Genomic DNA, 15,518 nt, shown 5'->3' with positions numbered 1-15,518 from the left:
CAACTCATTCCTGCAGGATTTCTCCATGAACTACAACAACCCTACCCAGCTGCAAGCCGCCATCCTCGACTGGGCCGGCACCGTGGTCGACTTCGGTTCCTTCGCACCGACCCAGATTTTTGTCGAAGCCTTCGCCGAGTTCGACGTCCAGGTTTCCATCGAAGAAGCCCGGGGCCCGATGGGCATGGGCAAATGGGATCACATCCGCACCCTGTGCGATCAGCCGCAGGTTGCCGAGCGCTATCGCAAGGTGTTCGGCCGCACCCCGACCGACGATGATGTCACCGCGATCTACAACCGCTTCATGCCGCTGCAGATCGAGAAAATCGCCGAGCACTCGGCGCTGATTCCCGGCGCACTGGAGACCATCGCCCACCTGCGTCAGCAAGGGATCAAGATCGGTTCCTGCTCGGGTTATCCGAAGCAAGTGATGGACAAGGTCGTGGCACTGGCCGCCACCAACGGCTACGTCGCCGACCACGTCGTCGCCACCGACGAAGTGCCGAACGGCCGCCCATGGCCTGCGCAAGCGCTGGCCAACGTGATTGCACTGGGCATCGACGATGTCGCCGCCTGCGTGAAGATCGACGACACCGTGCCGGGGATTCTCGAAGGTCGTCGCGCCGGGATGTGGACCGTGGCGCTGATCTGCTCCGGCAATGCGCTGGGCCTGGATTACGCAGGTTACCGCGCACTGGGCATCGACGCGCTGGCCAGCGAACGCAAGCGCATTCACGCGCTGTTCGAAGGTTCGCGCCCGCACTACATGATCGACACCATCAGCGATCTGCCGGAAGTGATCGCCGACATCAACAAGCGCCTGGCCAACGGCGAGATGCCGCAAAGCAGCTGATTGCATCCATCGCGGCAAACAAAAACGCCAGTGTCTGCCCGACACTGGCGTTTTTTCATGAGTGTTTTCAGCTAAATCGCTGACTCAGCTCAGTGAAAGCTTTTTTAGCCTCGGGCAAACGCGCCAAAGGGGATTACAGTTAAGGCATGCCGTCGCAGAACGGCACGCTTGAGCCCTGAACCGTGAGGAACGCCGTATGCCGTGGACAAACTCCGAGTCACGTTACAGCACCGTGTCGATCCTGTTGCACTGGCTGATGCTGGTGCTGTTGGTGCTGGTGTACGCCAGCATGGAATTGCGCGGGCTGTTTCCCAAGGGCAGTGGTGGTCGCACGCTGATCCGCGAAGTGCATTACATGCTCGGGCTGACTGTGTTCGTGCTGGTGTGGTTTCGCCTGTTCGCTCGCAGCCTGGGGCCTGCGCCGAAAATCTTTCCGGCTTCGCCACAATGGCAAACCACCCTCGCACGCTTGATGCACTGGGCCTTGTACCTGTTCATGATCAGCATGCCGATCCTCGGCTGGCTGATCACCAGCGCCGAGGGCCATCAGGTGATGTTCTACGGTTTCGACCTGCCGCTGCTGGTGAGTGAGGACAAGGCCTACGCCAAACAGGTTGAATACTGGCACGTACTGATCAGCACGATTGGCTATTGGCTGATCGGCCTGCATGCGCTGGCGGGCATCTATCACCATTACGTGGTTCGCGATAACACGCTGCTGCGGATGATGCCCAAGCGCGGCCAGGGTTAACCGTCGAATCCGCGCCGGCCCTGCAAACCGCCGGTGTGGATGAAGATCAAGCGTGAACCCCGGGCAAAGCGGCCCGCCTCGATCTGTTGTTTGAGCGCCAGCAAGGCCTTGCCGGTGTACAGCGGTTCGAGGGGAATGCCGCTGGCTTGCTCGGATTGCGCGATGAACTCAAGCAACGTCGGATCGACCTTGGCGAAACCGCCACGGCTGGCGTCGATCAGCTCAAAGCCTCCGGTGTCACCGACAATCGCCTCGACATTGGCCGCGACGCCGTGATCGTCGGGCACAGCCATTGCGCCATACACCGCACGTTGGCCTGCCTCGGCCAACACCAATCCCGCTAGCGTGGTGCCCGTGCCGCAGGCCAGCCACCAACCGTGGTAGTCGTCCCAGCCGAGCTTGCCGAGTTGTTGACTGACCTGATCCTTCAATGACGCGCAACCCTGCGCCCCCGGCAAACCGCCGCCACCTTCAGGCACCGGATGCAGCGTCTGATATTGCTCTCGCCACGGCTGCCAGAACCCCGGCTCGTGCCGCGCCCGATAACCGCCGTAACCGAGCCAGTGCAACTGCATGCCGAAATCCTGCAGATCCCTGACCGTCGGGGTGTCCTGCGGATGCCCGCGCAACAGCCCGACCGTTGTGAATCCCAGGCGTTTGCCCGCAGCCGCCAGCGCATGCAGATGATTGGAGTGCGCACCGCCCAGGCTGATGATGCCTTCGGCACCCGCGCGGTCGGCGGCTTTCAGGTGTTCGACGAGCTTGAACCACTTGTTGCCGCTGATCAGCGGATCGATGCGGTCTAGACGCAGGATCGCGACTTCAATGCCGGCGGCAGTGAGCCAGTCCAGATGAAAGGGATCGAGGGGGGCTTGAGGTAGCCAGTCGGTGGGAGGCAGAAACATGAAGGCCGGCTCTGTGCAAAGAGCCGGCATTCTAGGGTGGATCAGAGCTCGGCGGCCAGACGCGAGCCCTGATTGATCGCACGCTTGGCATCCAGCTCGGCCGCCACATCGGCGCCGCCGATCAGGTGCACGTTCTGCCCGGCTGCTACCAGCCCGTCGTGCAGCTCGCGCAGCGGATCCTGGCCGGCGCAGATGACGATGTTGTCCACCGGCAGCACTTGCGGCTCGCCGGCTTCGCCGATGCGGATGTGCAGGCCTTCGTCGTCGATCTTCAGGTATTCGACGCTGTTGAGCATCTGCACCTGCTTGTTCTTCAGACCGGTGCGGTGAATCCAGCCGGTGGTCTTGCCCAGACCGTCGCCGACTTTGGACTTCTTGCGTTGCAGCAGGAACACGTCACGGGCCGGTGCGTGCGGTGCAGCCTTGATCCCGGCCACGCCACCACGGGCTTCCAGATTCGTGTCGATGCCCCACTCTTTCCAGAACGCAGCGCGATCCTGACTGGTGGCCACACCTTCATGGACGAGGAATTCCGAGACGTCGAAACCGATACCGCCAGCGCCGATCACCGCCACACGCTTGCCGACCGGTTTGCGCTCGAGCAGCACATCCAGGTAGCTCAGCACTTTGGCGTTATCGACACCCGGAATCGCTGGCAGACGCGGCGCAATACCGGTCGCCAGAATGACTTCGTCGTAACCGCCCTCGACCAGTTTCGCCACGTCGACGCGGGTGTTCAGGCACACCTCGACGTTGGTGGTCTGCAGTTTGCGTTTGAAGTAACGCAGGGTTTCGTAGAACTCTTCCTTGCCCGGTACACGTTTGGCGACGTTGAACTGGCCGCCAATCTCGCTGGCCGAATCGAACAGCGTTACCTGATGCCCGCGCTCGGCGGCCACGGTGGCAGCGGACAGACCGGCAGGACCGGCACCGACCACGGCGATCTTCTTGATCTGCTTGACCGGCAGGTAGTTGAGCTCGGTCTCGTGGCAGGCACGCGGGTTGACCAGGCAACTGGTGAGCTTGCCGCCGAAGGTGTGATCGAGGCAGGCCTGGTTGCAGCCGATGCAGGTGTTGATTTCGTCGGCGCGACCTTCGGCGGCCTTGTTGACGAAGTCCGGGTCGGCGAGAAATGGCCGCGCCATCGAGACCATGTCGGCATCGCCTTCAGCCAGAATCTGCTCGGCGATTTCCGGGGTGTTGATGCGGTTGGTGGTGATCAGCGGAATATTCACCGAGCCACGCAGCTTGGCCGTGACCTTGCTGAACGCCGCACGCGGCACTTTGGTGGCGATGGTCGGGATCCGCGCTTCGTGCCAGCCGATGCCGGTATTGATGAGGGTTGCGCCGGCCTGCTCGATGGCTTTGGCCAGGGTGACGATTTCTTCCCAGGTGCTGCCGCCCTCCACCAGATCGAGCATCGACAGACGGAAGATGATGATGAAGTTCGGGCCGACCGCTTCACGTACGCGGCGAACGATTTCCACCGGCAGGCGCATGCGGTTTTCATAGCTGCCGCCCCAACGGTCAGTGCGGTGGTTGGTGTGGGCCGCGAGGAACTGGTTAATGAAATAACCCTCCGAGCCCATGATCTCCACGCCGTCGTACTCGGCAGTCTGGGCCAGTACCGAGCAAGTGACGAAATCGCGGATCTGTTTCTCGATGCCTTCCTCGTCCAGCTCTTTGGGCTTGAACGGGTTGATCGGCGCCTGAATGGCGCTCGGTGCGACCTGTTTCGGGCTGTAGGCATAACGGCCGGCGTGGAGGATCTGCATGCAGATCTTGCCGCCCGCATCATGCACGGCGCGGGTGACGATGCGGTGCTTGAGCGCTTCTTCCTCGGTGGTCAGCTTGGCCGCGCCGGAATACACACCGCCCTCGTCGTTCGGGCCGATACCGCCGGTGACCATCAGGCCGACGCCGCCGCGGGCACGCTCGGCGAAATACGCCGCCATGCGTTCGAAACCACCCGGTTTCTCTTCCAAGCCAGTGTGCATCGAGCCCATCAGGGTGCGGTTGCGCAAGGTGGTGAATCCCAGGTCCAGCGGGGCCAACAGGTGCGGGTATTGAGTGGCGGTCATCGTTAACTCCACAGCAAGCAATCACGGAAAATGCGGGAGCTCTGCGTCCCCCGTCAGTCATGTTCGACAGATTAGGAGTCGCCTCGCTGTCACTCAATGACCGTAACTGACAAGTTATTGATCCAAATGCGCAGCGCCTCTTGGCAAGCCGGGGCTGGCGCCCTACCCTGTCCGCACACCCTGTACCCGGTTGTTGTTGGATTTCATGCGCAAACTTCTGTACCTGACTTTTTCCATGGCGCTCATCGCCGCGCTCACCTTCTACGCCATGTGGGCGGCTGACCGGCCGGCCGGTCATTACCTGTCGGACCTGCGGATCAAACTCGCGGTCGATCAGGGCACCCCCGCCGACCGTGGCAACCTGCTGGGCATCCAGCCCGAGCTGTTTCCCACCGACTACCAAAGCCCCGAACGCCTGCACCGCAAGCTCGCCGCCTATTTGCAGCAGGCGCAGGATCAGGGGCTGTTGAATGAAAAAACCGTGGTCATCCTGCCGGAGCATGTCGGCACCTGGCTGATGATCAGCGGCGAGAAAGATGAGCTGTACCAGGCCGCCACCCTCGCCGAAGCGATGAACTGGCTGGCGGCGAGCAACCCGGTGCAGTTTGCTCGCGCCTGGCTCACCGCCAAGGGCAGCAGCCGTCTGGATGACGCGCACCTGCGCATGAAGTCCCGGGACATGGCCAAGGACTATCAGGCTCTGTTCGGTGGATTGGCCAAGGAGTTCCACATCACCCTGGTGGCCGGCTCGATCGTGTTGCCTGATCCGAACATCACCGACGGCCGGCTCAAGGCCGGCAGCGGCGCGCTGTACAACAGCACGGTGGTCTTCGGGCGTGACGGCGCCCCCCTCGGCCAGCCACAGCGGCAGATGCGTCCGGTCTTCGATCACGATGACTCCGGCACCCGCGAAGCTTCGCGGATCAATGTGATCGACACCCCGGCCGGACGCCTCGGCGTGTTGATCGGCAACGACAGCTGGTACCCGGACAACTACCGCAAACTCGACGAGCAAGGCGCGCAGCTGATCGCGGTGCCCGCGTTTGTCGTCGGTCATGGCGTGTGGGATCAACCCTGGAAGGGTTACAAAGGCTCGAGCGTGCCGGACTCGGTCAGCCTGAAACCGGGAGCAGTCAGTGTAGGCCAGGCCTGGCACCAACTGACCCTGACCGCGCAACCGCCGGCCAGCAAGGCGCTGGCCGGTATGAGTGTGTTTCTGCGCGGGCAGTTCTGGGACAAGCCGAGCGCCGGGCAAAGTTTCCTCAGTAGCAACGGCCAGCAATTCGCCGACAGCGAAGCCCGCGGCGCGCGCCTGCTGAACCTCTGGTTGTAAACCGTGAAGCCGCTGCCGATGCGTCTCGGGGATCTGTCGGTGGGCTTCGTCCACAGCCTGGCCGATGCCGTGCGCAGCCATGACGTCGATCCCCTGCCATTGCTCGAACAGTACGGCCTGGATGCCGCACGGCTGGCCGAAGCCGGGGCGCGCCTGTCGATCCCGCGCTACATGCGCCTGGGGCATGGCGCGATTCAGCTGACCGGCGACCCGGCACTGGGTTTGCGCATGGGCCGGCTCAGTCGCCTGAGTCAGGCCGGGCTGGCCGGTGTGACCGCCGCGCAGGCGCCGACCGTGCGCGAAGCCGCTCGCTGCCTGACTCGTTTCGAACCGTTGTACGGCTCCAACTATCGCGGCCAGTCGAGTTTCCACGAGGACGCCAGCGGCGCGTGGCTGCGGTTCTACTCGATCAGCCCGTACAACGCCTACAACCGCTTTGTGGTGGATTCGATCATTGCCGGCTGGCTGCATCAGCTGTCGAGCGTCAGCCCTGAGCCCTTGCGCGCCGAACGGATCGAGATCGAATTCGACAGTCCGGATTATCGCGACGCTTATGCCGTACTCGGCGAATGCCCGATCCAATTCGGCGCTGAACACAATCAACTGCGCCTGAGCCTCACCAGCCTGGCCCAACGCAACCCGGAGCATTGCCCCAGCACCTGGAAACATTTGCTCGGTTTGTGTGAACGGGAACTGGAACAACTGACTCGCACCCGCAGCCTGCGCGAACGCATCACGCAATTGCTCGGGCCGTTGCTCAATGGTGGCCGGGAACCCGACCTGGAAGAAGTGGCGACACGCCTGAAGCTGCCGACCTGGACGTTACGGCGCAAACTGGCCGAGGAAGGCACGCAGTTTCGCGCGATCCTCAATGACACCCGCCGTGACTTGGCAATGACCTACATCCGCGACACCGAACTGGCATTCGGTGAAATTGCCTACCTGCTGGGCTTTGCCTCGGCCGAAGCTTTCCAGCGCGCCTTCAAGCGCTGGAACGGCCAGACACCGGGCGAATTTCGCCGCAGTCACCGCAAGACAGGCTGACGCCTTACAGCTCGGTGGCGTCTTCCGCAGGCTCTGGTGAATCCAGCTCAAAGGCCTGGAATTCGAGCAGTTCTTCTTGATAGTCATCCATTGCGTAATCCCCCCTGACGCTTGCTTGAAAATGGCCTGGAACAAATGACCAGTGCCTCGAGCATAAAGTGCCCGTGTGAAGGAAAAATGAAACACGGCCTTCATGAAATAAACGTAGCAGGCGGTCAGGAATTTATCGCGGGAAATTTTGAGAAGGATTCATCCACATAGCACTGTGGGAGCGAGCCTGCTCGCGATAGCGAACTTTCCGACACATTGATATTGATTGTGCCGACGCTATCGCGAGCAGGCTCGCTCCCACAGGTTTACTGCCCGGAGGCAGGCATGGCCGGAATCGGCTCGGAGGGCGGCGGGATGTCCGTCGGATTGGCCGGTGGCGTGATGGTTTCCGTGGCGGGCGCAGGCTCGGTAACCGGTGCCGGGGTAATCGGCGCCGCTTCCGCTGGCGGCGCTACCGGCTCGGAACTGGCCGGGGTCGCTTCTGCAGGCGCTGGCGCAGGTGCTGCAGCGGGCTCGGCGGCCGGTGCTGGGGCCGGGGTCGGTTCAGCCGCGGGGGCTGGAACCAGCGGAGCCGGTGCCGCTTTGGCTTCCGGCACACCCAGGTCGGTCTTCGGTTTTTCGGTGATGTGCGCGGCCTTCTTCGCTTCGGCCGGCAGGAACAGCTCGACCAGCGTGAAGAAGCGCTCGTAGAACTTCTGCGACGACACGGTTTCACTGGCGACCTTGACCATCGAATCGTCAGACGAGCCGATCGGCATCGAAACCGAGCCCAACACGCCGACACCGAGGCTGGCCGAGTTGTTGGTCTTCTTCAGCGCGTAGCGGTCCTGCAGGGCATTGGCGAACACGGTGGCGTGATGGCCGGCGCTGCCATCATCGGCGCATACCACGTTGAAGCTGATCTCCAGGTGGGTTTCGCCGGTCTGCTGGAAGCTCTTGTGTCCGCTGACCAGTTTCGGGTCATTGCTGGTAATGATGTAGCCCTGGCTGAGCAACGCTCGGCGGGCCGCTTCGCAACTGGCGGTGTCGGTCACCGGGTAATTGCGCGAAAAGGTGCCGGAGTCGTCGAAATTCTCATGCTCGTAGATGGGCTTGTCCTTGGAGCAGCCGGCAGCGGCGGTCAGCAACAACGCCAACCCGATGAAACGCACGGGAATAGAATTCAACATTAAACATCCTGAGGGAAAACGGTCCGGGGCGTATTGTGCAACAGATCGCTGCCCCGCGGCGTATGGATTAGTGTCTTAAAACAGTTACAACTCTATCGACCTTCAGTGGCAGGAAAAAGTCGCGCCGATAAATGATCGATGAACACCCGCAACTTGGCGGTTGCATGCCGGCTCGACGGCCACAGCACCCAGAACTGTCCGACGTGCTCCAGATGCTCATCCAGCACGCGCTGCAGGCGACCCTGCTGCTGCGCCTCGAAGATCATGAAGTCCGGCAGACAAGCGATGCCCATGCCCGCCAGCGCTGCATGCCGCACGGCTTCGATCGACGTACTGACCAGGCGTGTCGGCAAGGTCGGCTCGGGAGCGCCCTCCTCGCGTTTGAACGGCCAGGACTCCAGTTTGCCGGTGGCGTGAAACGTATGGCGCAGGCAGGCGTGCTCCGCCAGATCGGCCGGGGTCAGCGGCTCGCCGCACTCGCGCAGATACGCGGGGCTGGCCACCAACACCATGTGAAACTCGCCCAACGGTCGTGCCATGAGTCGCGAGTCTCGCGGTTTACCCGTTCGGATCACCGCATCGAAGCCCTCCTCAACGACGTCGACCATGCGATCAGTCAGGTCCAGATCCAGTTCGATCTGCGGGTACAGCGCCATGAATTCGTTCATGACCGGCATCACCAGGTCATGCACCTGCGGCAGGCTGACCCGCAATTTGCCGTGAGGCGCCGCTGCGGCATCGCACAGTTCAAATTCCGCCGCCTCCACTTCGGCGAGGATCTTGCGGCAACGTTCAAGAAACAGCGCGCCTTCACTGGTCAGCGTGATGCTGCGAGTGGTGCGGTGAAACAACCGCACATTGAGTCGTGCCTCCAGTCGGGCAATGCTTTTGCCGACCGCCGACGAAGACACGCCCTGCAAGCGGCCGGCCTCGGTAAAGCTGCGGGTTTCCGCCACCTGCACAAACACTGAAATACTGCCCAGGCTGTCCATTCATCCCTCCCTGATTCACGACATTCTTGTCCGAGATGTTCGGAACCCTAACCTGTTTTTCCCGAATGTGCAGCGCCCTACCCTATGGCCTTCGTCTTTCTCGGCAAAAGGGATGCTGGTTCATGAACGATGCGCAACTCACCTCTACACCGCTGACCAATAGCGTCCAGCACGATGAACGACTACCGCTGGGCGCACTGCTAGCGCTGGCCACCGCCGGCTTCATCACCGTGCTGACCGAGGCGATGCCCGCCGGCCTGCTGCCGCAGATGAGCGCGGGGCTTGATGTCTCTCAGGCACTGATCGGGCAACTGGTCACGCTGTACGCCATCGGTTCGATGCTGGCGGCGATTCCCCTCACCATCGCCACCCGAGGCTGGCGTCGACGTCCGCTGTTGCTGGCGGCCATTGGTGGGTTTGCCATCGCCAACAGCATCACTGCACTGTCGGAACTGTACTGGCTGACCCTGATTGCACGCTTGATCGCAGGCGTGTTCGCCGGGCTGCTCTGGGCTCTGCTGGCCGGGTACGCGAGCCGGATGGTCGCACCTCATTTGCAGGGCCGGGCGATTACGGTGGCCATGCTCGGGGCGCCGCTTGCGCTGTCGCTGGGCATTCCGGCCGGGACGCTGCTGGGCACGGCGGTCGGCTGGCGTCTGAGCTTTGCGATCATGACCGGGCTGACGTTGCTGCTGGTGATCTGGGTGCGCTGGCAAGTGCCGGATTTCGCCGGTGAACGCGCCGGAAAACGTCTGCCACTGCGTCAGGTGTTTATCTTGCCGGGCGTGCGATCGGTGTTGTTTGTAACTTTGACCTACGTCGTCGCGCACAACCTTCTGTACACCTACATCGCGCCATTTCTTGAACCGTCGGGACTTGGCGGAGAAATCGACCGGGTGTTGCTGGTATTCGGTCTGGCGTCGGTACTGAGCCTGTGGATCGTCGGCAGCCTGATTGATCGCTGGCTGCGTCAATTGGTTCTGGTCAGTGCCACGCTGTTCCTGCTGTCGGCGATTGCACTGGGTCTTTGGCGCGAATGGCCGGGCGTGGTCTACACCGCCATCGCCGTCTGGGGGCTGGCATTCGGCGCGATGCCCTCGCTGTTGCAGACGGCCCTGGCGAAAACCGCCAGGGAGGCTGCCGACACCGCGCAATCGATGCTGGTGACCCTGTGGAATGTCGGAATTGCCGGCGGCGGGCTTGCGGGAGGCCTGCTGCTGAACAACCTGGGCGTCGGGAGTTACCCGTGGATTGTCGCGGGCCTATTGCTGTTGACCCTGTATGCGACCGTCAATGCCCGGAGCCATGGCTTCCCGAACGCCGGATAGCGCGCATAAAAAAGCCCCGGATTTTCATCCGGGGCTCGGGTCTTGCGGCTCAGCCAGGCATCAGAAACGCTTGATGTCGGCTTCGGCTTCGAGCTGCTTGCGGTACGCCGCGAAGTCTTGCTGGCCCACACGCGAGGCGAGGAAGCGACGGTACTGCGCTTTCTCTTCATCGGTCGGAGCCGCTGCTTCGTTCACGCCGTTAAGGCGCACGATGGTCAGGCTACCGTCCGCCAGCGTCACGCTGGTGAAGGTCGGCTTGTCCTTGGCGGCCGGTTTCGGCATGCGGAACAACGCTTGCAGCACCGCTGGATCAACGCCTTCCTGAGCGCGGTTCGCCGCTTCAGTGACTTTCCAGCTCTGACCGTCCACCGCTTTGTCCAGCGGGGTCTTGCCATCACGCAGACTGGCGATCAGTTGCTCCGCCTTGGTCTTGGCAGCCGCGCTGGCATGCTCTTTGGTCAACTGGGTGCGAATGGCGGTGGCCACGCTTTCCAGCGGCAATTGAGTCGGCTTGAGGTGCTCCTTGGCGCGCAGCACGATCACGGTTTCCGGATCCAGCTCGATGGCGGTGCTGTTGGCCCCCTCTTCCAGCACTTCGGTGCTGAACGCGGCCGTCACAACGGCACGGTTGGCTGCAACGCCTTCGCCACCTTCACGGCCGAACGGCTTGGAAGTGTGCACGGTCAGTTTCAGATCCTGCGCCGGCTGGGCCAGGTCGGATGCTTCGAACGAAGAGTCTTCCAGTTGCTTGGTCGCCTCGACGAAACGCTGCTCGACCTGCTGGGTTTTCAGCTCGCGGGTCAGCTTGTCCTTCAGGCTGGCCAGAGTCGGTACTTCAGGCGCCTCGACACCCAGCAGCTTGATCAGGTGGAAACCGAAGTCGGTGCGAACCGGCTCGGAAACCTGATCCTTGTTCAGCGAATACAGGGCTTTCTCAAAGGCTGGATCGTAAACGCCAGGACCGGCATAACCGAGGTCACCGCCATTGTTGGCCGAACCCGGATCCTGCGAGAACTCCTTGGCCAGCGCTTCGAACTTCTCACCCTTGGCCAGACGCGCCTGGACTTCTTCGATCTTCGCCTTGGCCTGAGCTTCGGTAGTCTTGTCGTTGACTTCGATCAGAATGTGCGCCGCACGACGCTGTTCCGACAGGTTGGCGATCTCTTTCTGATACGCCGCCTGCAGGTCTTCGTCCTTGACGGCGACCTGATCGAAGAACGAAGCCTTCTTCAACTCCAGGTAATCGATGACCACTTGATCCGGGGTCATGAACTCCTTGGCGTGCTCGTCGTAGTAAGCCTTGACCTCGTCATCGGTCAGCTTCACGGTCGAAGGGTCAGCCTTGATGCTCAGCGTGGCGAAGTCGCGGGTCTGTTTTTCCAGACGGGCGAAGGCCAGCACCTGAGCGTCGGTCACGAAACCGCTGCCCGCCACACCGGCGCGCAGTTGGCCGATGAGCATCTCCTGAGCCAGCATCTGGCGGAACTGCATGCGGCTGTAGCCCAGTTGACGGATCACCTGATCGAAACGGTCGGAGCTGAACTTGCCGTCGACCTGAAATTCAGGCGTCTGCAGGATCACTTGGTCCAGGGCCGCTTCGGAGAAAGCGAATTTCGATTGTTCTGCGCCTTGCAGCAGCAGTTTGCGATCGATCAGACCCTTGAGGGCCGATTCGCGCAGCATTTTTTCGTCCAGCAAGGAAGCGTCGAAGTCCTTGCCCAGTTGTTGCATCAGCTGACGGCGTTGCATATCCACCGCCTGGCTCAGCTCGTTCTGGCTGATTTCTTCGCCGTTGACTTTGGCCGCCTCATTCTTGTGAGTCGTGGCCTGGAAAATGGCGTCGAAACCGGTCAGAGCCATCAGTGCAACGATGACCCCGATAATGGTCTTGGCAATCCAGCCTTGTGAATTGTCCCTGATATTCTGCAGCATGCGTCCCCCAGAAACGGTTGAACTTCAAAATTAGGCAACCGTGGAGCGTGGGTAGAATCCGGATAGAAGAAAGGCGCATCCGAGGATGCGCCTTCTCGTAACTGGCGGAGCGGACAGGGCTCGAACCCTCGATCCCGGTGTGACAGGCAGCTATTCCAACCGCCTGCTCTACCGCTCCGCTGCCAAGTCAGGCATGACCCCGACCCGGATGGGTAAAAACCTGAATCAAACTTAGTTGACGGCTTCTTTCAGGGCTTTACCGGCTTTGAAACCTGGTTTTTTGGCTGCCGCGATTTCCAGAGTCTTGCCGGTCTGTGGGTTACGACCGATGCGAGCTGGACGATCAGTCACGGAGAAAGTACCGAAACCAACCAGAACAACGGAGTCGCCAGCCTTGAGAGCGCCAGTGACGGATTCGATTACAGCGTCCAGCGCACGGCCAGCAGCAGCTTTCGGGATATCAGCGGATGCAGCGATAGCATCAATCAGTTCCGACTTGTTCACTCTAAGTCCCCTTATATCTATTTGAGTATGATTCTAAGTTTTTTGGTGAAAGCAAAAACGAGTGCTGAATGGCCTACAGACACTTAAGAGCCGCTTTATAACAAGGGCTCTAAAAAGCTGTCAAGGAAGCCCCCCAGGCAAAAGCGTATTAATGCGTGCTAATTCTTTCCTTAGAGTCAGACTCACGTTTTTCGTCCTTGGCAACTATCTCCGGAGCCACATCCGGCAAGGGCTCCGGCGCGTATTGCAGCGCAATTTGCAGGACCTCGTCAATCCATTTAACCGGTTTGATCTGCAGATCCTGCTTGATATTGTCAGGAATCTCCTTCAGATCGCGCACGTTCTCTTCCGGAATAATCACTGTCTTGATTCCGCCACGGTGAGCGGCCAGCAGTTTTTCCTTCAGACCGCCAATGGCGAGAACTTGACCACGCAGGGTGATCTCGCCGGTCATGGCGACATCGGCGCGCACAGGAATACCCGTCAAAGCCGACACCAGTGCGGTACACATGCCTACACCAGCGCTCGGGCCGTCTTTCGGCGTAGCACCTTCCGGCATGTGGATGTGCGTGTCGCGCTTCTCGTGGAAGTCCAGGGGGATACCCAGGCTCTTGGCACGGCTGCGCACCACAGTCAGGGCCGCAGTGATCGATTCGACCATTACGTCACCCAGCGAACCGGTCTTGATCAGTTGACCTTTGCCCGGCACCACAGCGGCTTCGATGGTCAGCAATTCGCCGCCCACCTGAGTCCAGGCCAAGCCGGTGACTTGTCCGATCTGATCCTGCTGCTCGGCCAGACCGTAGCGGAACTTGCGAACGCCGAGGAAATGCTCCAGCAGATCAGCTGTCACTTTTACCGAGAAGCGCTTTTCCAGCGCGTGCTCTTTGACCGCCTTGCGGCAGACTTTGGCAATCTGCCGCTCGAGGCCACGCACACCGGCTTCGCGGGTGTAGTAACGGATGATGTCGCGGATCGCTTCTTCGTCGAATTCCAGCTCGCCCTTCTTCAGGCCGTTGGCTGCAACCTGCTTGGGCGACAGGTACTTGACCGCGATGTTGATCTTCTCGTCCTCGGTGTAGCCCGGCAGACGGATGACTTCCATCCGGTCCAGCAGCGCCGGTGGAATGTTCATCGAGTTCGAGGTGCACAGGAACATCACATCCGAGAGGTCGTAATCGACTTCCAGATAGTGGTCGTTGAAGTTGTGGTTCTGCTCAGGATCGAGCACTTCCAGCAACGCCGACGCCGGGTCACCACGCATGTCGCTGCCCATTTTGTCGATTTCATCGAGCAGGAACAGCGGGTTGCGGACACCCACTTTTGTCATCTTTTGAATCAATCTTCCTGGCATCGAACCGATGTAGGTCCGACGATGACCACGGATTTCCGCTTCGTCACGCACGCCACCGAGGGCCATGCGCACGAATTTGCGGTTGGTGGCATGGGCGATCGACTCGGCCAGCGAGGTTTTACCCACGCCCGGAGGACCGACCAGGCACAACACCGGGCCACGGATTTTCTTCACGCGCTTCTGCACGGCGAGGTATTCAAGGATGCGTTCCTTGACCTCTTCGAGGCCGTAGTGATCGGCGTCGAGAATGTCTTCGGCACGGGCCAGGTCCAGACGTACCTTGCTCTGGGCCTTCCACGGCACTTGAACCAGCCAGTCGATGTACGAGCGCACCACAGTGGCTTCAGCGGACATCGGCGACATTTGCTTGAGCTTGTTCAGCTCGGCAGTGGCCTTGGCCAGCGCGTCTTTCGGCAGACCGGCAGCGTCGATGCGCTTCTTCAGGTCTTCGATTTCGTTGTGGCCTTCGTCGCTGTCGCCGAGTTCTTTCTGAATGGCCTTCATCTGCTCGTTCAGGTAGTACTCGCGCTGACTGCGCTCCATTTGCTTTTTGACGCGGCCACGAATGCGTTTTTCGACTTGCAGCAGGTCGATCTCGGCGTCCAGCAAGGCCAGAACGTGCTCGACGCGGGCCGACAAATCGATGATTTCGAGGATTTCCTGCTTCTGCTCGATCTTCAGCGCCATGTGCGCGGCCATGGTGTCTACCAGGCGGCCAGGCTCGTCGATGCTGTTGAGCGACGACAGGACTTCAGCCGGGACTTTCTTGCCCAACTGCACATATTGTTCGAACTGCGACAACAGGCTGCGCACAAACACTTCGGATTCGCGCTCGGCGGCGTCGACCTCGTCGATCAGCGAGACTTCGGCACGGCAGTGGCCATCGACTTCGCTGAAGCGCTCGACAGCGCCACGCTGTTCGCCTTCGACCAGAACCTTGACGGTGCCGTCCGGCAGTTTCAGCAGCTGCAGAACGGTGGCGATAGTACCTACGCGATAGAGAGCTTCTTCACCGGGATCATCGTCAGCCGGGTTTCTCTGGGCCAGCAGCAGGATCTGCTTGTCGCCCGTCATCGCGGCCTCGAGGGCTTCGATGGATTTCTCGCGCCCCACGAACAGCGGGATAACCATGTGCGGATACACAACGACATCACGCAATGGCAGGAGAGGCAATTCGATGGTGGTCTTCATGATTTCGCCTCTACGGCGGCCATATGGCCG

12 protein-coding genes are annotated in these 15,518 nt (G+C 61.0%); 5 read left to right on the top strand and 7 right to left on the bottom strand.

What is annotated here, in order from left to right:
- Positions 1-25 precede the first annotated feature (25 nt).
- Positions 26-853: a phosphonoacetaldehyde hydrolase gene (gene phnX / locus CAF76_RS20585; protein WP_085648244.1), complete on the top strand. Its 828-nt coding sequence runs from the start codon at positions 26-28 to the stop codon at positions 851-853.
- A 196-nt stretch (positions 854-1,049) separates the two neighbouring features.
- Complete coding sequence (locus tag CAF76_RS20580) at positions 1,050-1,604, top strand: cytochrome b (protein WP_085648243.1); 555 nt, start codon at positions 1,050-1,052, stop codon at positions 1,602-1,604.
- Here the strand turns inward: CAF76_RS20580 and CAF76_RS20575 are convergent.
- Together CAF76_RS20575 and CAF76_RS20570 are read right to left on the bottom strand one after the other, a co-directional pair.
- Positions 1,601-2,509: a 1-aminocyclopropane-1-carboxylate deaminase/D-cysteine desulfhydrase gene (locus CAF76_RS20575; protein ID WP_085648242.1), complete on the bottom strand. Its 909-nt coding sequence runs from the start codon at positions 2,507-2,509 to the stop codon at positions 1,601-1,603. The two genes, CAF76_RS20580 and CAF76_RS20575, sit on opposite strands and share 4 nt — an antisense overlap.
- A 41-nt stretch (positions 2,510-2,550) precedes the next feature.
- Entirely contained in the window at positions 2,551-4,590 is a 2,040-nt protein-coding gene (locus CAF76_RS20570) for an NADPH-dependent 2,4-dienoyl-CoA reductase (RefSeq protein ID WP_085648241.1), read from the bottom strand.
- Positions 4,591-4,795: 205 nt separating this feature from the next.
- On the opposite strand from CAF76_RS20570, the gene CAF76_RS20565 reads away from it, so the two are divergent.
- The gene (locus CAF76_RS20565) at positions 4,796-5,923 is read left to right on the top strand and encodes a nitrilase-related carbon-nitrogen hydrolase (RefSeq protein WP_085648240.1); all 1,128 of its coding nucleotides are present in this window, start codon (positions 4,796-4,798) and stop codon (positions 5,921-5,923) included.
- A gap of 3 nt (positions 5,924-5,926) precedes the next feature.
- Positions 5,927-6,967: an AraC family transcriptional regulator gene (locus CAF76_RS20560; protein WP_085648239.1), complete on the top strand. Its 1,041-nt coding sequence runs from the start codon at positions 5,927-5,929 to the stop codon at positions 6,965-6,967.
- Between the two features lie 356 nt (positions 6,968-7,323).
- Here the strand turns inward: CAF76_RS20560 and CAF76_RS20555 are convergent, their stop codons facing one another.
- Positions 7,324-8,187 carry a DUF2242 domain-containing protein gene (locus CAF76_RS20555; RefSeq protein WP_085648238.1) on the bottom strand — a complete coding sequence of 288 codons (864 nt, stop codon included), beginning with the start codon at positions 8,185-8,187 and terminating at the stop codon, positions 7,324-7,326.
- Between the two features lie 92 nt (positions 8,188-8,279).
- Positions 8,280-9,179: a LysR family transcriptional regulator gene (locus CAF76_RS20550; RefSeq protein ID WP_085648237.1), complete on the bottom strand. Its 900-nt coding sequence runs from the start codon at positions 9,177-9,179 to the stop codon at positions 8,280-8,282.
- A 122-nt stretch (positions 9,180-9,301) separates the two neighbouring features.
- On the opposite strand from CAF76_RS20550, the gene CAF76_RS20545 reads away from it, so the two are divergent.
- Positions 9,302-10,507: an MFS transporter gene (locus CAF76_RS20545; protein ID WP_085648236.1), complete on the top strand. Its 1,206-nt coding sequence runs from the start codon at positions 9,302-9,304 to the stop codon at positions 10,505-10,507.
- Between the two features lie 60 nt (positions 10,508-10,567).
- Here the strand turns inward: CAF76_RS20545 and CAF76_RS20540 are convergent, their stop codons facing one another.
- The 3 genes from CAF76_RS20540 to lon form a co-directional block, all read right to left on the bottom strand.
- Entirely contained in the window at positions 10,568-12,439 is a 1,872-nt protein-coding gene (locus tag CAF76_RS20540; protein WP_085648235.1) for a SurA N-terminal domain-containing protein, read from the bottom strand.
- A gap of 231 nt (positions 12,440-12,670) precedes the next feature.
- Positions 12,671-12,943 carry an HU family DNA-binding protein gene (locus CAF76_RS20535; protein WP_002552737.1) on the bottom strand — a complete coding sequence of 91 codons (273 nt, stop codon included), beginning with the start codon at positions 12,941-12,943 and terminating at the stop codon, positions 12,671-12,673.
- 148 nt (positions 12,944-13,091) lie between these two features.
- A complete protein-coding gene (lon, locus tag CAF76_RS20530; RefSeq protein ID WP_039767614.1) occupies positions 13,092-15,488 on the bottom strand; it encodes an endopeptidase La in 2,397 nt (798 codons plus the stop codon).
- Between the last annotated feature and the right edge of the window lie 30 nt (positions 15,489-15,518).

Origin of the sequence: Pseudomonas sp. B40(2017) (genome assembly GCF_002112855.1) — a bacterium.
Lineage (GTDB): Bacteria > Pseudomonadota > Gammaproteobacteria > Pseudomonadales > Pseudomonadaceae > Aquipseudomonas > Aquipseudomonas pharyngis.
The sequence above is the reverse complement of the archived record's forward strand: the minus strand, read 5'-3'. Positions and strand labels throughout refer to the sequence as shown.

What these genes read in the sequence shown, in the direction of transcription:
- CAF76_RS20540 (WP_085648235.1), bottom strand. Translation starts at nt 12,439, where the DNA reads ATGCTGCAGAATATCAGGGACAATTCACAAGGCTGGATTGCCAAGACC.
- CAF76_RS20565 (WP_085648240.1), top strand. Translation starts at nt 4,796, where the DNA reads ATGCGCAAACTTCTGTACCTGACTTTTTCCATGGCGCTCATCGCCGCG.
- CAF76_RS20570 (WP_085648241.1), bottom strand. Translation starts at nt 4,590, where the DNA reads ATGACCGCCACTCAATACCCGCACCTGTTGGCCCCGCTGGACCTGGGA.
- lon (WP_039767614.1), bottom strand. Translation starts at nt 15,488, where the DNA reads ATGAAGACCACCATCGAATTGCCTCTCCTGCCATTGCGTGATGTCGTT.
- phnX (WP_085648244.1), top strand. Translation starts at nt 26, where the DNA reads ATGAACTACAACAACCCTACCCAGCTGCAAGCCGCCATCCTCGACTGG.
- CAF76_RS20545 (WP_085648236.1), top strand. Translation starts at nt 9,302, where the DNA reads ATGAACGATGCGCAACTCACCTCTACACCGCTGACCAATAGCGTCCAG.
- CAF76_RS20555 (WP_085648238.1), bottom strand. Translation starts at nt 8,187, where the DNA reads ATGTTGAATTCTATTCCCGTGCGTTTCATCGGGTTGGCGTTGTTGCTG.
- CAF76_RS20580 (WP_085648243.1), top strand. Translation starts at nt 1,050, where the DNA reads ATGCCGTGGACAAACTCCGAGTCACGTTACAGCACCGTGTCGATCCTG.
- CAF76_RS20550 (WP_085648237.1), bottom strand. Translation starts at nt 9,179, where the DNA reads ATGGACAGCCTGGGCAGTATTTCAGTGTTTGTGCAGGTGGCGGAAACC.
- CAF76_RS20575 (WP_085648242.1), bottom strand. Translation starts at nt 2,509, where the DNA reads ATGTTTCTGCCTCCCACCGACTGGCTACCTCAAGCCCCCCTCGATCCC.